Source organism: Streptomyces sp. NPDC020192 (assembly GCF_044388685.1).
Lineage (GTDB): Bacteria > Actinomycetota > Actinomycetes > Streptomycetales > Streptomycetaceae > Streptomyces.
The window spans coordinates 260,758-279,239 of sequence record NZ_JBIRXG010000008.1 but is presented as its reverse complement, the minus strand read 5'-3'; the positions used below and the strand labels follow the sequence as shown (position 1 = coordinate 279,239).

The window sequence follows — 18,482 nt, the reverse complement described above, 5'->3', positions numbered from 1 at the left end:
GGAGTTGAACACGTTCAAAAGTACCCTCTAGAGCCCCACGATCCTGTTCCAGCGCTTCGCGAAGTCCACGCGTTCCGTGGAGGTGATGTCGCGGGCGATGGCGAGGCGCTTCCGCATCGTCGTGTCCGGGAAGATCAGGGGGTTGTCGGCGAGGGACGCGGTGTCCTTGTCCTTCGAGGACGCCAGGATCTCCTTGGCCGCCGGGACCGGGCAGACGTAGTTGACCCAGGTGGCGAGCTTCGCGGCGACCGCCGGGTCGTAGTAGTAGTCGATCAGGCGCTCGGCGTTGGCCTTGTGGTGGGCGCGGTTGGGGATCATCAGGGAGTCCGACCACAGCTCGGCGCCCTCCTCGGGGACGACGAAGCGGATGTCGGGGTTGTCCGCCTGGAGCTGGATGACGTCGCCGGAGTAGGCCTGGCAGGCCAACACGTCTCCGCTCACCAGGTCCTTGGTGTAGTCGTTGCCGGTGAAGCGGCGGATCTGGCCGCGGTGGACCTCGCGCTCCACCTCGTCGCAGACATGGTGGAAGTCGTCCGCCGTCCACTTCGTGATGTCCACGCCGTTGCCCTGCATGAGCAGCGCGAACGACTCGTCCAGGCCGGACAGGAGGGTCACGCGGCCCTTCAGGTCGCTCGCCCAGAGGTCCTTCACGTGCCGGATCTCGCGGCCCAGCTTCTTGCGGTTGTAGGCGATGCCGGTGATGCCCGACTGCCAGGGGACCGTGCAGAGGCGGCCCCTGTCGAAGGCCGGTGAGCGGAGCAGGGGGTCGAGATACTTCGCCACGTTCGGCTGGTGGGCGCGGTCCATCCGCTGCACCCAGCCGAGGCGCACGAACCGGGCGCACATCCAGTCGCTGATGACGATCAGGTCGCGGCCGGTCGACTGGTGGTTCATCAGCGCCGGGCTGATCTTGCCGAAGAACTCGTCGTTGTCGTTGATCTCCTCGACGTAGTCGACGGAGATCCCGGTGCGCTTCTCGAACGCGTCCACCGTGGGCCGCCGGTTCGGGTTCTTGTCATCGGTGTCGATGTACAGCGGCCAGTTCGCCCAGGTCAGCTTTTTGTCGGCCGCGGAGTCGTCGGCCACGGCACGGTCGCCGGGCGCGACATAGGCGGCGGGCACCCCGCAGCCGGCCAGGGCGCCCAGCGCGGCGGTGCCGCCGAGGGCACGCAGGAGGGTACGGCGGGACGTCACGGACGTACGAGAGGAAGTCTGGGGCACCCCGGAAGGATGCCCGCCCGGCCACCGGAGGGACAATCGACGCTGCGTCGAGCGCACCGAGTGTGACCCGACACCTTGTCGATCAGTACCGGTCACCCTCCGGCCGGCCGTGGCCCGCCGGCTGTCGGCGAATAGGTCCCGGTAGCACGGTCCGAGTCTTTCCCCTTATAAAACATGCCTGTTGAGGGGGACCGGGCTCGGCGCCCGGGCGTTCGGCGGCGACGGCCGGCCGGGGATCTGGGGGTGTCCCTCAGAAAGCACAGCACGTGGGGCGCGCAGGTGATCGACCTGTACCAGGTGCACTGGCCGGACATTGCGGGCAGTCGGTCTGTCCCACCACGGCCCCGAGCAGCCGGCGGCGGCCCAGTGAACGAAGAGCGGCTCCGGTCAGGGAGGTGACCTGTCCGGAGCCGCTCTCGTTCCGGGGGAGTTACTCGCCCAGCGACGTCATCACGTGCTTGATCCGCGTGTAGTCCTCGAAGCCGTACGCCGACAGGTCCTTGCCGTAGCCGGACTTCTTGAAGCCGCCGTGGGGCATCTCCGCGACCAGCGGGATGTGGGTGTTGATCCACACGCAGCCGAAGTCGAGCTTCTTGGACATGCGCATCGCGCGGCCGTGGTCCTTGGTCCACACCGAGGAGGCGAGGGCGTACTCGACACCGTTGGCCCACTCGACGGCCTGGTCCTCGTCCGAGAAGGACTGGACGGTGATGACCGGGCCGAAGACCTCGTTCTGGACGATCTCGTCGTCCTGCTTCAGGCCCGAGACGACGGTCGGGGCGTAGAAGTAGCCCTTGTCGCCGACCCGCTGACCGCCCGCCTCGACCTTGGCGTGGGCGGGCAGACGCTCGATGAAGCCGCTCACCTGCTTGAGCTGGTTGGGGTTGTTCAGGGGGCCGAAGAGGACGTCCTCGTCGTCCGGCTGGCCGGTCTTGGTCTCGGCGGCCGCCTTCGCCAGCGCGGCCACGAACTCGTCGTGGATGGACTCCTGGACGAGGACACGGGTCGCGGCCGTACAGTCCTGGCCGGCGTTGAAGAAGCCCGCGACGGAGATGTCCTCGACGGCCTTGGCGATGTCGGTGTCCTCGAAGACGACGACCGGGGCCTTGCCGCCCAGCTCCAGGTGGACCCGCTTGACGTCCTTCGACGCCGACTCGGCCACGGACATGCCCGCGCGGACCGAGCCGGTGATCGACGCCATCGCCGGCACGGAGTGCTCGACCATCAGGCGGCCGGTGTCACGGTCGCCGCAGATGACGTTGAAGACGCCCTTGGGCAGGATCGAGCCGATGATGTCGGCGATCAGGACCGTCGACGCCGGCGTGGTGTCGGACGGCTTCAGGACGACCGTGTTGCCCGCGGCGATCGCCGGGGCGAACTTCCACACGGCCATCATCATCGGGTAGTTCCAGGGGGCGACCTGGGCGCAGACGCCGACCGGCTCACGGCGGATGATCGAGGTCATCCCCTCCATGTACTCACCGGCCGAGCGGCCCTCGAGCAGCCGCGCCGCGCCCGCGAAGAAGCGGATCTGGTCGACCATCGGCGGGATCTCCTCGGAGCGGGTGAGCCCGACCGGCTTGCCCGTGTTCTCCACCTCGGCCGCGATCAGCTCCTCGGCGCGCTCCTCGAACGCGTCCGCGATCTTCAGCAGCGCCTTCTGCCGCTCGGCCGGGGTCGTGTCGCGCCATGCCGGGAAGGCGCGGGCGGCGGCCTCCATGGCGGCGTCGACGTCCGCCTCACCGGACAGCGGCGCGGTCGCGTACGCCTCGCCCGTCGCGGGGTTGACCACCTCGGTGGTCCGTCCGTCGGCGGCGTCCCGGAACTCACCGTCGATGTAGTTGCGCAGACGACGCAGCTCGGTGCTCACTGCCGGCCTCCTGAATCAGGTTCTCGCTGTCCGATTGCTGAGACACCCACCCTAGTCGTCAGGCCCACGTTTTCAACACCCCTGATGGCACTGGTTCTGCGAAATCCGCAAGGTTCGGAGTCTCAGACAACGAATTTCATCGCTTGGGGCTTGCGAAACTGTCGAGACGTCGTGCACAGTGAGGTCGTGGCCAGTCGAAGCGCAGACCAGAGGGACTCCTCCCGCGAGTCCAGGAACGGCACCCCCCAGCTGGATGCCGTCTCCCTCGCCATCATTCAGCAGCTCCAGGAGGACGGCCGCCGGCCGTACGCCGCGATCGGCAAGGCCGTCGGCCTGTCCGAGGCGGCCGTGCGCCAGCGCGTGCAGAAGCTGCTGGACCAGGGCGTGATGCAGATCGTCGCCGTCACGGACCCGCTCACCGTGGGCTTCCGCCGGCAGGCGATGGTCGGGATCAACGTCGAGGGCGATGTCGAGTCGATCGCGGACGCGCTGACTGACATGTCGGAAGTCGAGTACGTGGTGATGACCGCGGGCTCGTTCGACATCCTCGCCGAGATCGTCTGCGAGGACGACGACCACCTGCTGGACGTCATCAACAAACGCATCCGGGCCCTGCCCGGGGTGCGCTCCACCGAGAGCTTCGTCTACCTGAAGCTGAAGAAGCAGACCTACATGTGGGGAACCCGATAACCGTGACCCAGAAGGACCTCAGCCGCACCGCGTACGACCACCTGTGGATGCACTTCACCCGCATGTCCTCGTACGAGAACTCCCCCGTCCCGACCATCGTCCGGGGTGAGGGCACCTACATCTACGACGACAAGGGCAAGCGCTACCTCGACGGTCTCGCCGGTCTGTTCGTGGTCCAGGCCGGTCACGGCCGCACGGAACTCGCCGAGACCGCCTTCAAGCAGGCCCAGGAGCTGGCGTTCTTCCCGGTGTGGTCCTACGCCCACCCGAAGGCCGTGGAGCTGGCCGAGCGCCTCGCCGACTACGCCCCGGGCGACCTGAACAAGGTCTTCTTCACCACCGGCGGCGGCGAGGCCGTCGAGACCGCCTGGAAGCTCGCCAAGCAGTACTTCAAGCTCAAGGGCAAGCCGACCAAGTACAAGGTCATCTCGCGTGCGGTCGCCTACCACGGCACCCCGCAGGGCGCCCTGTCCATCACGGGTCTGCCCGGTCTGAAGGCGCCGTTCGAGCCGCTCGTCCCGGGCGCGCACAAGGTGCCGAACACCAACATCTACCGCGCCCCGATCTTCGGCGACGACCCCGAGGCCTTCGGCCGCTGGGCCGCTGACCAGATCGAGCAGCAGATCCTCTTCGAGGGCCCGGACACCGTCGCGGCCGTCTTCCTCGAGCCGGTCCAGAACGCGGGCGGCTGCTTCCCGCCCCCGCCCGGCTACTTCCAGCGCGTGCGCGAGATCTGCGACCAGTACGACGTGCTGCTCGTGTCGGACGAGGTCATCTGCGCCTTCGGCCGCCTGGGCACGATGTTCGCCTGCGACAAGTTCGGCTACGTCCCGGACATGATCACCTGCGCCAAGGGCATGACCTCGGGCTACTCCCCGATCGGCGCCTGCATCATCTCCGACAAGCTCGCCGAGCCGTTCTACAAGGGCGACAACACCTTCCTGCACGGCTACACCTTCGGCGGCCACCCGGTCTCCGCGGCCGTGGGTCTCGCCAACCTCGACCTGTTCGAGCGCGAGGGCCTGAACCAGCACGTGCTGGACAACGAGGGCGCGTTCCTGCAGACCCTGCAGAAGCTGCACGACCTGCCGATCGTCGGCGACGTCCGCGGCAACGGCTTCTTCTACGGCATCGAGCTGGTGAAGGACAAGCACACCAAGGAGTCCTTCAACGAGGAGGAGACCGAGCGCGTCCTGTACGGCTTCCTCTCCAAGGCGCTCTTCGACAACGGCCTGTACTGCCGTGCCGACGACCGCGGCGACCCGGTCGTCCAGCTCGCCCCGCCGCTGATCTCCAACCAGGAGACCTTCGACGAGATCGAGCAGATCCTGCGCGCCACCCTCACGGAGGCGTGGACGAAGCTCTGATCATCCGACCGGATGATCAAACCGGCCCCGGTGCCCTCCGTTCGAGTGAGAACGGCGGCCCGGGGCCGTGTGCTGTCCGGGCTCCCGGTAGTGGCTGCCTAGCGTTCCGAGTGACCGATCGGCCCAGCCTTCGTTCCCCCACACGAGGGATCAGGCACGGGAAAAACGGATCAGAACCGAGGTGTACGCCCATGGAGGCCCCGCCGGACAACGACGTGCTCTGGGCACGCGCGCTGCACTTCAGGCACCCCGACGGCTCCCCCGGGCTCGCCGGGATCTCGCTCGGGGTGCGGGAGGGCGAGATCCTCGCCGTCACCGGCCCGCGCGGCAGCGGCAAGACGACCCTGCTGCGCTGTCTGTCCGGCCTGGTGCCGGTCCGGGGCGGCGAGGTCTGGTTCAACAGCGGGCCCGTGCACACCCTCGGCCCGATGGCCCGGGAACGGCTGCGCCGGGACCGCTTCGGCTGGATCGACCCCGCTCCGGCCCTGGTCCCCGAGCTGAACGTCTGGGAGAACGCCGCGCTCCCCCTGATGCTGCGCGGCACCGGCCGCCGTAGGGCCAAGGTCGCCGCGCTGGAGTGGCTGGAGCGCCTCGACGTCGGCGACAGGTCCCGCGCGCGCCCGCACGAACTCCAGCAGGCCGAACGCCAGCGGGTCGCCATCGCCCGGGCCCTGGCCACGGCCCCGACGGTCCTCTTCGCCGACGAGCCCACAGCGCCGCTCCACCGCGCCGACCGCAACCATGTCCTGCGCACCCTCACCACGGCCGCCCGCTCGCACGGCATCACCGTCGTCCTGGCCACGGCCGACCCCGACACCGCGGCCCTCGCCGACCGGACGGTCTCCCTGCTGGACGGGCGGCGCGTCCACACCCTGCATCTGCCGGAGACACCGGAGACGGAAGGCCGGGCCGCGTGCTCGCTCTCCGTCTGACCCGCGCGGCCCGGCCCGCCGTCCAGCTGCGCCGCCTGCTGGTGGCCTCGGCCTCGGCGGGCACCGGGTTCCTGCTGCTGTCCTGCCTCGGCTACGCCCTGGGCCACCCGGAGTCCGCCGGTGCCGGCGCGCTGCGCCTGGTCTGGTGCGCGGTGCCGCTCGCCGCCACGGTGTACCTCGCGCTCGCCGTCGCCCGCACCGACCCCGGCACCCGGCCCCGCCCCGGCCTGTCCGCGGTCGGCCTCGGCCCGGCCCGCCTCATGGCCCTCTCCGCCCTGACCACCGCCCTGGCCTGCACCCTGGGCTCGATGCTGGCCCTCCTGGTCTTCCTCCACCTGCGCGGCGACCTGACGGGCATGCCCTTCGACGGCGCCGCCTCCGACTTCCTGGCCTCCGACCGGTACCTCCCGGTCCCGGCGACCCTGACCTTGCTGACCCTGGTCCCGGCCGCGGCAACGACCACGGTGGCCCTGTCCCTGCGCCCGAGAGACCCCCGCCCCACCACCCCGGGCCCGCGCAGATTCGGCCGCTTCGGGGCGTACGGGCACTCGGCGGAGAGGGAGACGTTCGGGACGTACGGGAGGTTCGGGGCGCGGCTGGGTCGCAGGCCGACGGGCAGCCGTGCCGCCGGGGCGGCTCCCGACGCGAAGAAGAGCGACGACCAGGCAGCACCGGACACCGCGACCGACCCCGAGCCCCCGACCCCGGACCACGCCCCGGCCAACCCCCTCCCCGCCCTCCAACAGACCACCCCCACCGGCCTCCCCTGGGGCATCACCTTCCTCGCCGTGGGCCTCGCGGTCCACGCCTACGCCGACCGCGAGACCGAGGTCGCCGTACTCCTCGGCTGGCTCCTCATCGCCATCGGCCTGGTCCTCGCCGCCCCCGGCCTGACCCACCTGTGCGGACGGCTCCTGCAGTCCACCCGCCCCGGTGCCCTCCGCCTCCTCGCCGGCCGGGTCCTCATGGCGGAGGCCACCCGCATCGGCCGCCCCCTGGGCGTCGTCTGCGCGGTGGCGTCCGCCGGGTACGCCATGACCACGCTGTACGCCGGCTCCGCACCGGCGTTCGGCCCCCTGACCACCCTCGGCGCGCTGCTGATCGCCGGCTGCACGGTCGCCACCCTGCTCACCGCCGCCGTGGAGACCCGCCAGTCCAGGGCCGACACGACGGCCGCGCTGCTCCGCCTCGGCGCCCCGTCCTCGATGCTGCGCGCGGCCGCGGCCCTGCGCGCGGCGGCCCTGCTGGCGCTGTTCGGCCCGCTCACCCTCGTCGTCGCCGCCCTGGCCGCGCTCCCCGTGGACCGCTGAGGAGATCTGAAGAGATCTGCCGAAAAAAGATCTCCCGTCGCCGATGAGTTCGAGCCGGGCCCCCGGTCTACCCACCGAACACACCGACACCGGCATCACGCCCCGACGGAAGAGACGCTCATGTACCAGCAGATGATCTTCGTGAACCTGCCCGTGACCGACCTCGACGCCTCGAAGAAGTTCTTCACGGAGCTGGGCTACACGATCAACCCCCAGTTCAGCGACGAGAACGCGGCCTCCGTGGTGATCAGCGACACCATCGTCGCGATGCTGCTCACCAAGCCGTTCTACTCGACCTTCACCAAGAAGGAGATCGCCGACGCGACGACGACCAGCGAGGTGCTGGTCTGTCTGAGCGCGGAGAGCCGCGCGAAGGTCGACGAGCTGGTCGAGAAGGCGATCGCGGCGGGCGGCAAGGAGACCGGCCCGACCCAGGACCACGGCTTCATGTACGGCCGCGCCTTCGACGACCTCGACGGCCACACCTGGGAGGTCATGTGGATGGACCCGGCGGCGGTCCAGAGCTGACACTCCGGCCAAACGTCCCGGCAGTTAATAAGAAGGCAAAGCCAACGCCCCTTGACGGCCTACGCATTGACACTGCTGACGGAGCGCTTATAGATCTGTGAGCCTCCTGGGGATGTTGGGGCCTCGCCTCATCGGTCGCCCCAACACCCCTCCAGCCCCCCGCAGTTGTGCAAATGCAAAGGACAAACGTGTCCATAACTCGCCGCAACGCACGCCGTTCCGTGCGCATCCTGGGTGTTGCCTCCGCCTCCGCAGCCGTGGTGCTGGGCCTGTCCAGCACCGCGTCCGCATGTGTGATCGGTGACTTCAAGGCCGAAGCCAAGTGCGACGGCGCAAAGGGTGTCATCGTCGTCACCGACAACGACGCCATCGGCACCCCGGCCCATATCACCGTGTTCCGCAAGGACACCAGCGGTGTCGAGACGAAGGTGGGCGAGAAGGAGGTCAAGGGCTCGGCCGCGGGTACGTCGGTGACCATCCCGGAGGACTGGAAGCCGAGCGCGACCTACCGCGTCCACATCAAGGCGGCGGGCAACATCCTCGACGAGGACACGCCCGACCTGACGACCCCGTCCACCGCCTGCAAGACCGAGAGCTCCACCCCGACCCCGCCGGCCTCCCCGAAGCCGTCGCCGTCGACGTCCGCCCCGGCCGAGTCGGCGTCCCCGACCCCGTCGGACTCCGCCTCCCACTCCGCCCCGGCGAGCGCCGCCCCGAGCAACGCGCCGTCCCCGGCGGCCGGCAGCTCGAACCTCGCCGAGACCGGTGCGAGCTCCAACACCCCGCTGATCGCGGGTATCGCGGGCGCGCTGGTCGTCGTCGGCGGTGGCGCGGTCTGGTTCGGCATGCGCCGTCGCGGGGCGCGCGGCAACAGCTGACGCCCTGCCCTCACCACACCTCCGCGGCCCGTCCCCCTATCCCCAGGGGACGGGCCGCGGTCGTACGGAAGGCGAGGGGGCCGCGCAGAGCGACCGTGGCCTTCTCGTGCCCCCGGCGATGTCCGGCGCGACCTCGCACGGCAGTCCGGCCGCGAGCGTGGCGTCGGCGCGGTGGACGGTGATCTCGTGGGCCATACGGCGGGCCCGGAAGCCGGTGTTCGGCAATCCGGTCCGGGCGCACACCTTCGTGTCCGGCCCTGCCTCGCGCAGTGCGCACGAGCTGCTCCGGCGTCCGGTCCGGGCAGGTCGGCACGGTCGCGGACAGATCGGCGCCGGACGTCACCACGGCCCTCGAATGCGTTCGAGCGCGGTTCAGTCGAGTACGACGATCTCGGCCGCGTCGAACTCCACGCCCACCGCGTCCCCGGCCTCCGGCGCGTCCCGCAGCGCACAGGCGGCCTCCAGGCGAGGCCCGTCCCCGGGCTGGAGGTGGACGGCCACATGGGTGCCCTTGAAGGTGCGGGCGGTCACCGTGCACGGCAGACCCTCGTCGGCCGCCACGAGCCGTACCCCGGCGGGCCGGACCAGCAGCGTGCGCGCGCCCTGCGGGGAGCCGTCGGGCACCGGCAGCTTGCCCCACGGGCTGTCGGCGGCCGTACCGGCGACGGTCGCCGGGACCACGTTGTCGAAGCCGAGGAAGCGGGCCACGAACTCGTCCACCGGCCGCTGCCAGACCTCCAGCGGCGTGCCGGACTGGGCGATCCGGCCCTCCCGCATCACCACGACCCGGTCGGCCAGCGCGAACGCCTCGCCCTGGTCGTGGGTCACGGCGAGCACGGTCGTACCCAACCGGCCGAACAGTTCCCGCAGTTCGACCACCAGGCGTTCGCGCAGCGAGCGGTCGAGCTGGCCGAGGGGTTCGTCCAGCATGAGCAGCCGGGGCTTCGGCGCGAGCGCGCGGGCGAGGGCGACACGCTGCTGCTCGCCGCCGGAGAGTCCGGCCACGGCTCGCCGAGCGGCGCCCGGAAGTCCGACCAGCTCCAGCAACTCGCCCACCTCGGCGTCCCGTTCACCCTTCGCCACGCCATGCATGCGCAGCCCGAAGGCCACGTTCGCGCCGACGTCCCGCTGCGGGAAGAGCTGGTGGTCCTGGAACATCAGGCCGACACCCCGCCGGTGCGCGGGTACGCCCGTCTGATCGCGACCGTCGAGCAACACCCGCCCACCGGACAGGGGCTGGAGCCCGGCGACCGCCCTGAGCAGCGTCGACTTTCCGCTGCCGCTGGGCCCGAGCACGCACACCACCTCGTGCTCGGCGACGTCCAGACCGACGGCGTCGAGCACGGCCCGCCGGCCGAAGCGCACGGTCGCGGCGTCGAGGCTCAGCAGCATCAGAACTCCCCCGTCCGGTCGGTGCGCAGCCGCTCCAGGATGAGCAGCGCGGCGGCGCACACCACCATCAGAATGGTCGAAAGGGCCATCGCCTGGCCGTAGTTGAGGTCACCGGGGCGGCTGAGCAGCCGGGCCACGGCGACCGGGAGCGTGGGGTGGTCGGGCCGGGCGATGAACACGGTCGCCCCGAACTCGCCGAGCGAGACGGCGAACGCGAACCCGGCCGCGACCAGCAAAGCCCTGCGCACCAGCGGCAGATCCACCTCCCGCCACACCCGCCAGGGCGAGGCCCCGAGCACGGCCGCCGCCTCCCGGAGCCGTCCGTCCACCGCACGCAGCACGGGCAGCATGGTCCGTACGACGAAGGGGGCGCCGACCAGCGCCTGGGCGAGCGGCACGAGGATCCAGGACTGCCGCAGATCCAGCGGCGGCTTGTCGAGCGCGATCAGGAAGCCGAAGCCGACGGTCACGGCGGACACGCCGAGCGGCAGCATCAGCAGCGCGTCGAAGCCCCGGACCAGCCGTCCGGCGTCCCGGCGGGCGAGCGCGGCGGCGGCGAGACCTCCGATCACGACGGCGACGGCGGTGGCGGCGAGGGCGTACTGGAGTGACGTCCACACCGCGTGCACCGGCGCCACCAGGAACGTACCGCCGTCGGAGTTCGTCAACGCCCGGTAGTAGCCGAAGCCGGGGGCGTCGAGGGACCTTCGTACGAGCACGGCGAGCGGCAGGACGAGGAGCAGCGCGATGGTGGCGAGGACACCGGCGAGCAGCGCCCACTGTCCGGCGCCGCGCGGGCGGCGGGCGGTGATGCTGGGGTCGACGAGCCGCAGGGCGGTCTCCCGGCGCCGTACCGTCCAGGCGTGCACGGCGAGGATCGCGCCGACGGCGGCGAACTGGAGGAGGGTGAGGACGGCGGCCGTGGAGAGGTCGAAGACCTCGGAGGTCTGGCGGTAGATCTCCACTTCGAGGGTGGAGAAGGTGGGGCCGCCGAGGATCTGGACGACGCCGAAGGAGGTGAAGGTGAACAGGAACACCATCAGGGCGGCGGCGGCCACGGCGGGGGCGAGCGCCGGCAGGGTGACCTTCCGCCAGGCACCGAGCGGCGAGGCGCCCAGCATCCGGGCGGCCTCCTCCTGGCGGGGGTCGAGCTGGGCCCAGAGCCCGCCGACGGTCCGTACGACGACCGCGTAGTTGAAGAAGACGTGGGCGAGCAGGATCGCCCACACCGTGGTGTCCAGCCGTACGCCCCACAGCTCGTCCAGCAGGCCGCCGCGGCCGACCAGGGCCAGGAAGGCGGTGCCGGCGACGACGGTCGGGAGCACGAACGGGACGGTGACGACGGCCCGCAGCAGTTGCCTGCCCGGGAAGTCGAGGCGGGCGAGGACATAGGCGGCGGGCAGCGCGAGGAGCAGGGTGAGCGCGGTGGAGGCGAGCGCCTGCCAGGTGGTGAACCACAGCACGTGCCGGATGTCCGGCTGCGTGACCACGTCCGCGATCCGCCCGAACTGCCAGGCGCCGTCCACCTTCAGTCCGCGCGTCACGATCGCGGCCACGGGCCAGGCGAAGAACAGCGCGAAGAACGCGACGGGCAGGGCCATGAGCCCGAGCCGCGCCGCGTTCCCCCGCCGGGGTTTCGCTACTTCGGCTACTTCAGTACGAGAGAGGTCCACGACTTGACCCACTGGTCGCGGTTGGCGGCGATCTTGCCGGGGGCCATGGTCTCGGGGTGCTGGGCGGCCGGGCCGTACTTCGTGAAGTCCGCGGGCACCGCGGCCCCGTTGAGGACCGGGTAGACGAACATGTTCAGCGGCATGTCCTCCTGGAACTCCTTGGAGACCAGGAAGTCGATGAACGCCTGGGCGCCCTTGGGGTTCTTGGCGTTGCTCAGCAGCCCGGCGAACTCGATCTGCCGGAAGCAGGTGCCGTTCGAGACACCGGTCGGGGCGGTGCTGGGCCGCTTCTTGGCGTAGATGACCTCGGCGGGCGGCGAGGAGGCGTACGACACGACGAGCGGCCGGTCGCCACCCGCCTTCTTGCCCTCGGACGAGCCGGAGAACTCCTGGTAGTAGGCCTGCTCCCAGCCGTCGACGACCTTGACGCCGTTGGCCTTGAGCTTCTTCCAGTAGTCCTGCCAATCGTTGTCACCGAACTGCGCCGCGCTGCCCAGCAGGAAGCCGAGGCCCGGCGAGGAGGTGGCCGCGTTCTCGGTGACGAGGAGGTTCTTGTACTCGGGCTTCGCGAGGTCGGCGAAGGACTGCGGCGGGGTCAGCTTGTGCTTGCTGAAGTACGCCTTGTCGTAGTTGACGCAGATGTCGCCGTAGTCGATCGGGGTGACCCGGTGCTTGCCCTGGTCGAGCTGGTAGGCGGCGCCGACCTTGTCGAGGCCCTTGGCCTGGTACGGCTGGAAGAGGCCGTTGTCGAGGGCGCGGGAGAGCAGGGTGTTGTCGACGCCGAAGAAGACGTCGCCCTGCGGGTTGTCCTTGGTGAGGATGGCCTTGTTGACGGCCTGCCCGGCGTCGCCGTCCTTGAGGACCTTGACGTGGTACCCGGACTGCTTCTCGAAGTCCTGGAGCACACTCTTGGAGACGGCCCACGAGTCGTGGCTGACGAGGGTGACGGTCTTGGAGTCCGTGGACGACGTGGTGTCGCCGCCGGAACCGCACGCGGACAGCGTGATCAGGCCGAGCCCGACCGCCGCGGCCACGAAGGTCTTGTTGTGCACTGGATGTCCTCCTGGGGTTGGCCAGGAAGAGACGCGGCCCTGCCCGGGCTCCGCTGGGGAGACCCGGGCAGGGCGCAACAGCTTGAGTGATGACCGAACTTCCTACCCAGAATGACCTGGGCGAGGTTCAGAGGGTCTGCGGCCCTGTCCGCCGCACTCTCAGCGCTGTGGCGCTCCCCTGTCGGAATATGAAGATATGAGTGACGGTGGCCAGATTACCGCTCGGTGGCCGCGAGCTGACCACAGGCTCCGTCGATCTCCTGCCCGCGGGTGTCCCGGACGGTGACGGGCACGCCATGGGCGGCGATGGCCTCCACGAACGCCTTCTCGTCCTCGGGCCGCGAGGCGGTCCACTTGGACCCCGGCGTCGGGTTGAGCGGGATCAGATTGACGTGCACGGGCTTGCCCTTGAGCAGCCGGCCGAGCCGGTCACCGCGCCACGCCTGGTCGTTGATGTCGCGGATCAGCGCGTACTCGATCGACAGCCGGCGGCCGCTCTTCTCGACGTACTCGAACCCGGCGTCCAGCACCTCGCGCACCTTCCACCGCGTGTTCACGGGGACGAGGGTGTCGCGCAGCTCGTCGTCGGGGGCGTGCAGGGAGATCGCGAGGCGGCACTTGAAGCCCTCGTCGGCGAACCGGTGGATGGCCGGCACGAGCCCGACGGTGGACACGGTGATCCCGCGCTGCGAGAGCCCGAGCCCGTCGGGGGCGGGGTCGGTGAGCGCCCGGATGGCTCCGACGACCCGGTTGTAGTTGGCGAGGGGCTCGCCCATGCCCATGAAGACGATGTTGGACAGCCGGGCCGGACCGCCGGGCACCTCGCCGTCCCGCAACGCGCGCATCCCGTCGACGATCTGGTGCACGATCTCGGCGGTGGACAGATTCCGGTCGAGACCGGCCTGTCCGGTGGCACAGAAGGGACAGTTCATCCCACATCCGGCCTGCGAGCTGATGCACATGGTGACCCGGTCCGGGTACCGCATCAGCACGGACTCGACCAGCGTCCCGTCGAACAGTCGCCACAGCGTCTTGCGGGTGGTGCCCTGGTCGGTCGACAGATGCCGGACGACGGTCATCAGCTCCGGGAACAGCGCTTCCTGCAGCTTCCCGCGCGACCCGGCGGGAATGTCGGTCCACTGCTCCGGGTCGTGCGCGTACCGCGCGAAGTAGTGCTGCGAGAGCTGCTTGGCACGGAACGGCTTCTCGCCGGTCGCGGCCACCGCGTCCTTGCGCTCGGCGGGCGTGAGGTCGGCGAGGTGCCGCGGCGGCTTCTTGGCTCCGCGCGGGGCGACGAAAGTGAGTTCTCCGGGCTTAGGCATGGCCATACCAGTGTCGCAGATCGAATGGAGTAGCCCGCCGCGCTCGTCTCACGAGGGGCACAGGGGGCCACCGACCTGTGAAATTCTGCTGGCGAACGGTCGGGTTTCCTGGTCGGCCCTTGTCCCGCCCTTTGCCATGCCGTAACAACTGGCGCCATGAAGCTCTTCGGCCGCAACTCCCCCCACCGGCACGCGCAGCCCCCTGACGCGTCCGTGGCGACCACCGCTCCGGTGGCCGGTGCCACCGCCACCGCCGTACTGCCCGATCCCGCGCTGGCGCACCTGACCGGCGAGTGGATGATCGATCCCGCGCACAGCAGGGTCGGTTTCTCGGTGCGGCACGCGATGGTGACGACGGTGCGCGGCGCCTTCCCGCAGTACGAGAGCCGGCTGTACTTCGACGGCCGCGAGCCGGAGCGCTCCCGGGCCGACCTCGTGCTGTACACGGCCAGTGTCGACACGGGCGTCGAGCAGCGGGACGCGCACCTGGTCGGCCGGCAGTTCCTGGACTCCGCGAGCTATCCGCGGATGACCTTCACGAGCACCGCCGTACGGCTCGTGGGCAAGGACGTCTACCGCATGACCGGCGACCTCACGATCAAGGACACCACCCGCCCGGTCGACCTGGACCTCACCTACATCGGTCATGTCACCGACGCGTTCGGTGACGAGCGGGTCGGCTTCGACGGCACCACCACGATCAACCGTCTGGACTGGGGTCTGACCTACGAGGCCCGGATCGCCCAGGGCGGCGCCATGGTGAGCGAGACGGTCCGCCTCCAGTTCGACATCGCGGCCATCCGCGTCACGACCGGCGCCTGAGGACCCTTTCGGCTACGCGGCCGTGTGCTCCAACCTCTCCTTGAGCAACTGCTCGTTGTGCGGGAGTTCCCTGCGAACCTGGGGTTTCACGACGAGGGGCAGCAGGATCCTGCCGATGCCGTGGCCCTCGAAGTCCAGGTCCATGGTCACGCGGGTACGACCGTCGGGGAGGGGGGTGACCTCGCCGTGCACGCTGCCCCGGACCGGCCCGTCGATGCCGCGCATGTCCCATGAGCGAGGCGGGTCGTATCCGGTGACCTCCATGGTCATGGGCACGTCCCGGCGGCCGACATGGCGGGTGACACGGAGCCGGGAGCCGAGGCCGTAGGGTTCCTTGTCCAGCTGCTCGACGGACACCGCGCTCTCCTGCCACTCCGGCAGATGGTTCGGGTCGCTGAAGTAGGCCCAGACCTCGCCGGGAGCCCGGTCGACATCGATCTCTTCGTGGAAGGCGAACATGGCGCCCTCCTTTCGTAGAGGGCTTACGCCAGCATCGTCCCACTCCGGCGGTCGCGGGACCACAACCCCCGGCCCGTACGCCAACGGGCCCCCACCCTGCACAAAGGAACGGGGACCCGAAAGCCGCACACCAGCCCGCCTCACGCCGAGCCGACGAACACCACCATCAGCAGCCACACCACCGGCGCCGTCGGCAACAGCGAGTCCAGGCGGTCCATGATGCCTCCGTGGCCCGGCAGCAAGGTGCCCATGTCCTTGATGCCCAGGTCGCGCTTGATCATGGACTCGCCGAGGTCGCCCAGGGTGGCGCTCGCCGCGACCGCGAGGCCGAGGAGCAGGCCCTGCCACCAGGTGCCGTCGGTGATCAGGAACTGCATGCACAGCGCGCCCGCGACCATCGCGAAGGCCACCGCGCCCAGCAGGCCCTCGCGGGTCTTGCCGGGGCTGATGCGCGGGGCCAGCTTGTGCCGGCCGAAGCGCCAGCCGACCGCGTAGGCGCCGGTGTCGCTGACGACCGTCAGCAGGAGGAAGGTCAGCACGCGCCACGGGCCGTCGTCCGCCGTCAGCATCATCGCGACGAACGTGGCGAGGAACGGCACGTAGAACGCGGCGAAGACGCCCGCCGTGACGTCCTTGAGGTAGCCCTCGGGTGGCTCAGCCATCCGCCAGACCAGGGCCGCGAGGGCCGTCAGGGCCATGGCGACCCACGCCCCCTCGGCACCACGCACATACCCGGCGACCACCATCGCCGCGCCGCCCACCGCGAGCGGCACGAGCGGCGCGTTGATCTCCTTGCGCTCCCGCAGCCTGCTCGTCAGCTCCCACAGGCCCACGACCACGGCGACCGCGATCACGCCCACGAACACGGCCTTGCGGATGAACAGGGACGCGACGATCACCACACCGAGCCCGACCCCGACCCCTATGGCCGCGCTGAGGTCACGGCCCGCGCTCTTCTTCTGCGGCACTGGCGCCGGCTGGGGGGCGTCGGGCATGGGCTCCGGATTCTGGTTCTCGGCCGGGAGGGACCCGGCCGGTGCGGGCTCGGGCCATACCTCGTGGGCAGCCCCGTCGATGGCCCCGTCGGCGGCCTCGTCGCGGAACAAGGGGCCACTCAGCCGAGCGGCCCCCCGGTCGTCGTCCTGGTCTCCGCCATACGCGGGTACGTCGGGCACGATGGGCATGGGGCGAGTGTGCTGGGCCTCAGGCGCATCGTACGCGGGACCCGCCGGGGCGGCCCCCTGGACAGGCCCACCCCCGGTGGGCCCCCAGTAGCCGGCCTGACCCGCCGACGGCGCCCCCCAGGAAGAGTCGCTCATCAGACTTCGAGCAGCTCCGCTTCCTTGTGCTTCAGCAGCTCGTCCACCTGAGCGACGTACTTCGCCGTGAGGTCGTCCAGCTCCTTCTCCGCGCGCCGGCCCTCGTCCTCGCCGACCTCGCCGTCCTTGACGAGCTTGTCGATGGTGTCCTTGGCCTTGCGGCGCACGGAGCGGATGGAGACCCGGGAGTCCTCGGCCTTGTGCTTGGCGACCTTGATGAACTCGCGGCGGCGCTCCTCGGTCAGCTCCGGGAAGACCACACGGATGATGTTGCCGTCGTTGCTGGGGTTGACGCCCAGGTCCGAGTCGCGGATCGCCTGCTCGATGTTGCGCAGTGCGCTCTTGTCGAACGGCGTCACAACCGCCATGCGCGGCTCCGGCACCGAGAACGAGGCCAGCTGGTTGATCGGCGTCAGCGCGCCGTAGTAGTCGGCCACGATCTTGTTGAACATCGCCGGGTGCGCACGGCCGGTGCGGATCGCGGCGAAGTCCTCCTTGGCGACCACGACGGCCTTCTCCATCTTCTCCTCGGCCTCGAGGAGGGTCTCTTCGATCACCACTTGCTCCTGCGTGTCTTGAGTAAGGCCCGGCTGCGGTTCCTTGAGTCGGTCGGCGGCCGGCTGCGTCGCGTCTTCTTCCTGCACGGTTCCGGACCGGCAGGACATTGTCCATCCCCCGGCCAGGGAGCCGGCCCCCTTACGGGGCCGTACCGCACCGGCCGGATCGATGCCGGGTCAGTTCCGGCTGCCCTGGTCGCCCACCAGCGTGCCGATCTTCTCACCCTTGACGGCCCGAGCGATATTGCCCTCCGCGAGCAGCTCGAAGACCAGGATCGGAAGCTTGTTGTCACGGCACAGCGTGATGGCGGTGGCATCGGCGACCTTCAGGTCGCGGGTGATGACCTCGCCGTAGCCGAGGGCGTCGAACTTGACGGCGTCGGGGTTGGTCTTCGGGTCGGAGTCGTAGACCCCGTCCACGCCGTTCTTGCCCATGAGCAGCGCCTCGGCATCGATCTCCAGGGCGCGCTGGGCGGCGGTGGTGTCGGTGGAGAAGTACGGCATGCCCATACCGGCGCCGAAGATGACCACGCGGCCCTTCTCCAGGTGGCGCACGGCGCGCAGCGGGATGTACGGCTCGGCGACCTGGCCCATGGTGATGGCGGTCTGCACCCGGCTGTCGATGCCCTCCTTCTCCAGGAAGTCCTGGAGGGCGAGGCAGTTCATCACGGTGCCGAGCATGCCCATGTAGTCGGAGCGGGCCCGGTCCATGCCGCGCTGCTGGAGTTCGGCACCGCGGAAGAAGTTGCCGCCGCCGATGACGACCGCGACCTGCGCGCCGTCCCGGACGACGGCCGCGATCTCGCGGGCGATCTTGTGCACCACGTCCGGGTCCACGCCCAGGCCCCCGCCACCGGAGAAGGCCTCTCCGGACAGCTTCAGCAGAAACCGGCCGCGTACTTTGCCGTCGTCGCTCTTCTGGGCCTTGGTGGTCATGGGAGATCCCGCCTCTTTCACGTGTTGCACATACCAAGAAGGCCATTGCCGGTGGGGTCGCTTTTCGCTCCCATGCGCGGCAATGGCCTCCTCGTCAGATCTGCTGCCGTCCGCCGCACGCCGGGGTGTGGCGGTGTTCGCGGACGACTGCTTA

Annotated in this window: 17 protein-coding genes and 1 riboswitch; of the genes, 7 read left to right on the top strand and 10 right to left on the bottom strand. The window is 70.1% G+C overall.

Going from position 1 to position 18,482, the window contains the following annotated elements; translation table 11 throughout:
- Positions 1-27 precede the first annotated feature (27 nt).
- Both ACH47Z_RS18430 and ACH47Z_RS18425 read right to left on the bottom strand, forming a co-directional pair.
- Complete coding sequence (locus tag ACH47Z_RS18430; protein ID WP_399074739.1) at positions 28-1,221, bottom strand: extracellular solute-binding protein; 1,194 nt, start codon at positions 1,219-1,221, stop codon at positions 28-30.
- Positions 1,222-1,651: 430 nt separating this feature from the next.
- Positions 1,652-3,091, bottom strand: coding sequence for a gamma-aminobutyraldehyde dehydrogenase (locus tag ACH47Z_RS18425; protein ID WP_399074737.1), 1,440 nt, complete (start codon positions 3,089-3,091; stop codon positions 1,652-1,654).
- Between the two features lie 171 nt (positions 3,092-3,262).
- On the opposite strand from ACH47Z_RS18425, the gene ACH47Z_RS18420 reads away from it, so the two are divergent.
- The 6 genes from ACH47Z_RS18420 to ACH47Z_RS18395 all read left to right on the top strand — a co-directional run bounded on the left by ACH47Z_RS18420 (position 3,263) and on the right by ACH47Z_RS18395 (position 8,796).
- Complete coding sequence (locus ACH47Z_RS18420; protein ID WP_039656427.1) at positions 3,263-3,781, top strand: Lrp/AsnC family transcriptional regulator; 519 nt, start codon at positions 3,263-3,265, stop codon at positions 3,779-3,781.
- Positions 3,766-5,148, top strand: a complete 1,383-nt coding sequence (locus ACH47Z_RS18415; RefSeq protein ID WP_399074735.1) for an aspartate aminotransferase family protein — start codon at positions 3,766-3,768, stop codon at positions 5,146-5,148. The genes ACH47Z_RS18420 and ACH47Z_RS18415 overlap by 16 nt, the downstream gene beginning before the upstream one ends.
- Positions 5,149-5,339: 191 nt before the next feature.
- The gene (locus ACH47Z_RS18410) at positions 5,340-6,080 is read left to right on the top strand and encodes an ABC transporter ATP-binding protein (RefSeq protein WP_399074733.1); all 741 of its coding nucleotides are present in this window, start codon (positions 5,340-5,342) and stop codon (positions 6,078-6,080) included.
- Positions 6,062-7,390 carry a hypothetical protein gene (locus tag ACH47Z_RS18405; protein ID WP_399074731.1) on the top strand — a complete coding sequence of 443 codons (1,329 nt, stop codon included), beginning with the start codon at positions 6,062-6,064 and terminating at the stop codon, positions 7,388-7,390. The genes ACH47Z_RS18410 and ACH47Z_RS18405 overlap by 19 nt, the downstream gene beginning before the upstream one ends.
- A gap of 120 nt (positions 7,391-7,510) precedes the next feature.
- Positions 7,511-7,918, top strand: coding sequence for a VOC family protein (locus tag ACH47Z_RS18400; protein ID WP_399074729.1), 408 nt, complete (start codon positions 7,511-7,513; stop codon positions 7,916-7,918).
- 188 nt (positions 7,919-8,106) lie between these two features.
- Positions 8,107-8,796, top strand: a complete 690-nt coding sequence (locus ACH47Z_RS18395) for an LAETG motif-containing sortase-dependent surface protein (protein ID WP_399074727.1) — start codon at positions 8,107-8,109, stop codon at positions 8,794-8,796.
- A gap of 372 nt (positions 8,797-9,168) precedes the next feature.
- Here ACH47Z_RS18395 and ACH47Z_RS18390 read toward each other — a convergent pair whose 3' ends face one another.
- The 4 genes from ACH47Z_RS18390 to rlmN all read right to left on the bottom strand — a co-directional run bounded on the left by ACH47Z_RS18390 (position 9,169) and on the right by rlmN (position 14,235).
- Positions 9,169-10,188 (bottom strand): ABC transporter ATP-binding protein, encoded by a 1,020-nt coding sequence (locus ACH47Z_RS18390; RefSeq protein ID WP_399074725.1) that lies wholly within the window; start codon positions 10,186-10,188, stop codon positions 9,169-9,171.
- Positions 10,188-11,789: an ABC transporter permease gene (locus ACH47Z_RS18385; protein ID WP_399074723.1), complete on the bottom strand. Its 1,602-nt coding sequence runs from the start codon at positions 11,787-11,789 to the stop codon at positions 10,188-10,190. Before ACH47Z_RS18385 ends, ACH47Z_RS18390 begins: the two co-directional genes overlap by 1 nt.
- 47 nt (positions 11,790-11,836) lie before the next feature.
- A complete protein-coding gene (locus ACH47Z_RS18380) occupies positions 11,837-12,913 on the bottom strand; it encodes a thiamine ABC transporter substrate binding subunit (RefSeq protein WP_399074721.1) in 1,077 nt (358 codons plus the stop codon).
- A gap of 81 nt (positions 12,914-12,994) precedes the next feature.
- A riboswitch (TPP riboswitch) is annotated at positions 12,995-13,103 on the bottom strand.
- Between the two features lie 25 nt (positions 13,104-13,128).
- Positions 13,129-14,235: a 23S rRNA (adenine(2503)-C(2))-methyltransferase RlmN gene (gene rlmN, locus ACH47Z_RS18375; protein WP_399074719.1), complete on the bottom strand. Its 1,107-nt coding sequence runs from the start codon at positions 14,233-14,235 to the stop codon at positions 13,129-13,131.
- A gap of 156 nt (positions 14,236-14,391) precedes the next feature.
- Here rlmN and ACH47Z_RS18370 point away from each other — a divergent pair, with 156 nt between their 5' ends.
- Complete coding sequence (locus ACH47Z_RS18370) at positions 14,392-15,057, top strand: YceI family protein (protein ID WP_399074717.1); 666 nt, start codon at positions 14,392-14,394, stop codon at positions 15,055-15,057.
- A gap of 12 nt (positions 15,058-15,069) precedes the next feature.
- Here ACH47Z_RS18370 and ACH47Z_RS18365 read toward each other — a convergent pair whose 3' ends face one another.
- The 4 genes from ACH47Z_RS18365 to pyrH form a co-directional block, all read right to left on the bottom strand.
- Positions 15,070-15,516: an SRPBCC family protein gene (locus tag ACH47Z_RS18365; RefSeq protein ID WP_399074715.1), complete on the bottom strand. Its 447-nt coding sequence runs from the start codon at positions 15,514-15,516 to the stop codon at positions 15,070-15,072.
- A gap of 140 nt (positions 15,517-15,656) precedes the next feature.
- On the bottom strand, positions 15,657-16,835 hold the full coding sequence (locus ACH47Z_RS18360; protein WP_399074713.1) for a phosphatidate cytidylyltransferase: 1,179 nt from the start codon (positions 16,833-16,835) through the stop codon (positions 15,657-15,659).
- Positions 16,835-17,392 carry a ribosome recycling factor gene (frr, locus tag ACH47Z_RS18355; RefSeq protein WP_399074711.1) on the bottom strand — a complete coding sequence of 186 codons (558 nt, stop codon included), beginning with the start codon at positions 17,390-17,392 and terminating at the stop codon, positions 16,835-16,837. Before frr ends, ACH47Z_RS18360 begins: the two co-directional genes overlap by 1 nt.
- A gap of 177 nt (positions 17,393-17,569) precedes the next feature.
- On the bottom strand, positions 17,570-18,328 hold the full coding sequence (pyrH, locus tag ACH47Z_RS18350; RefSeq protein ID WP_399074709.1) for a UMP kinase: 759 nt from the start codon (positions 18,326-18,328) through the stop codon (positions 17,570-17,572).
- Positions 18,329-18,482: the final 154 nt, after the last annotated feature.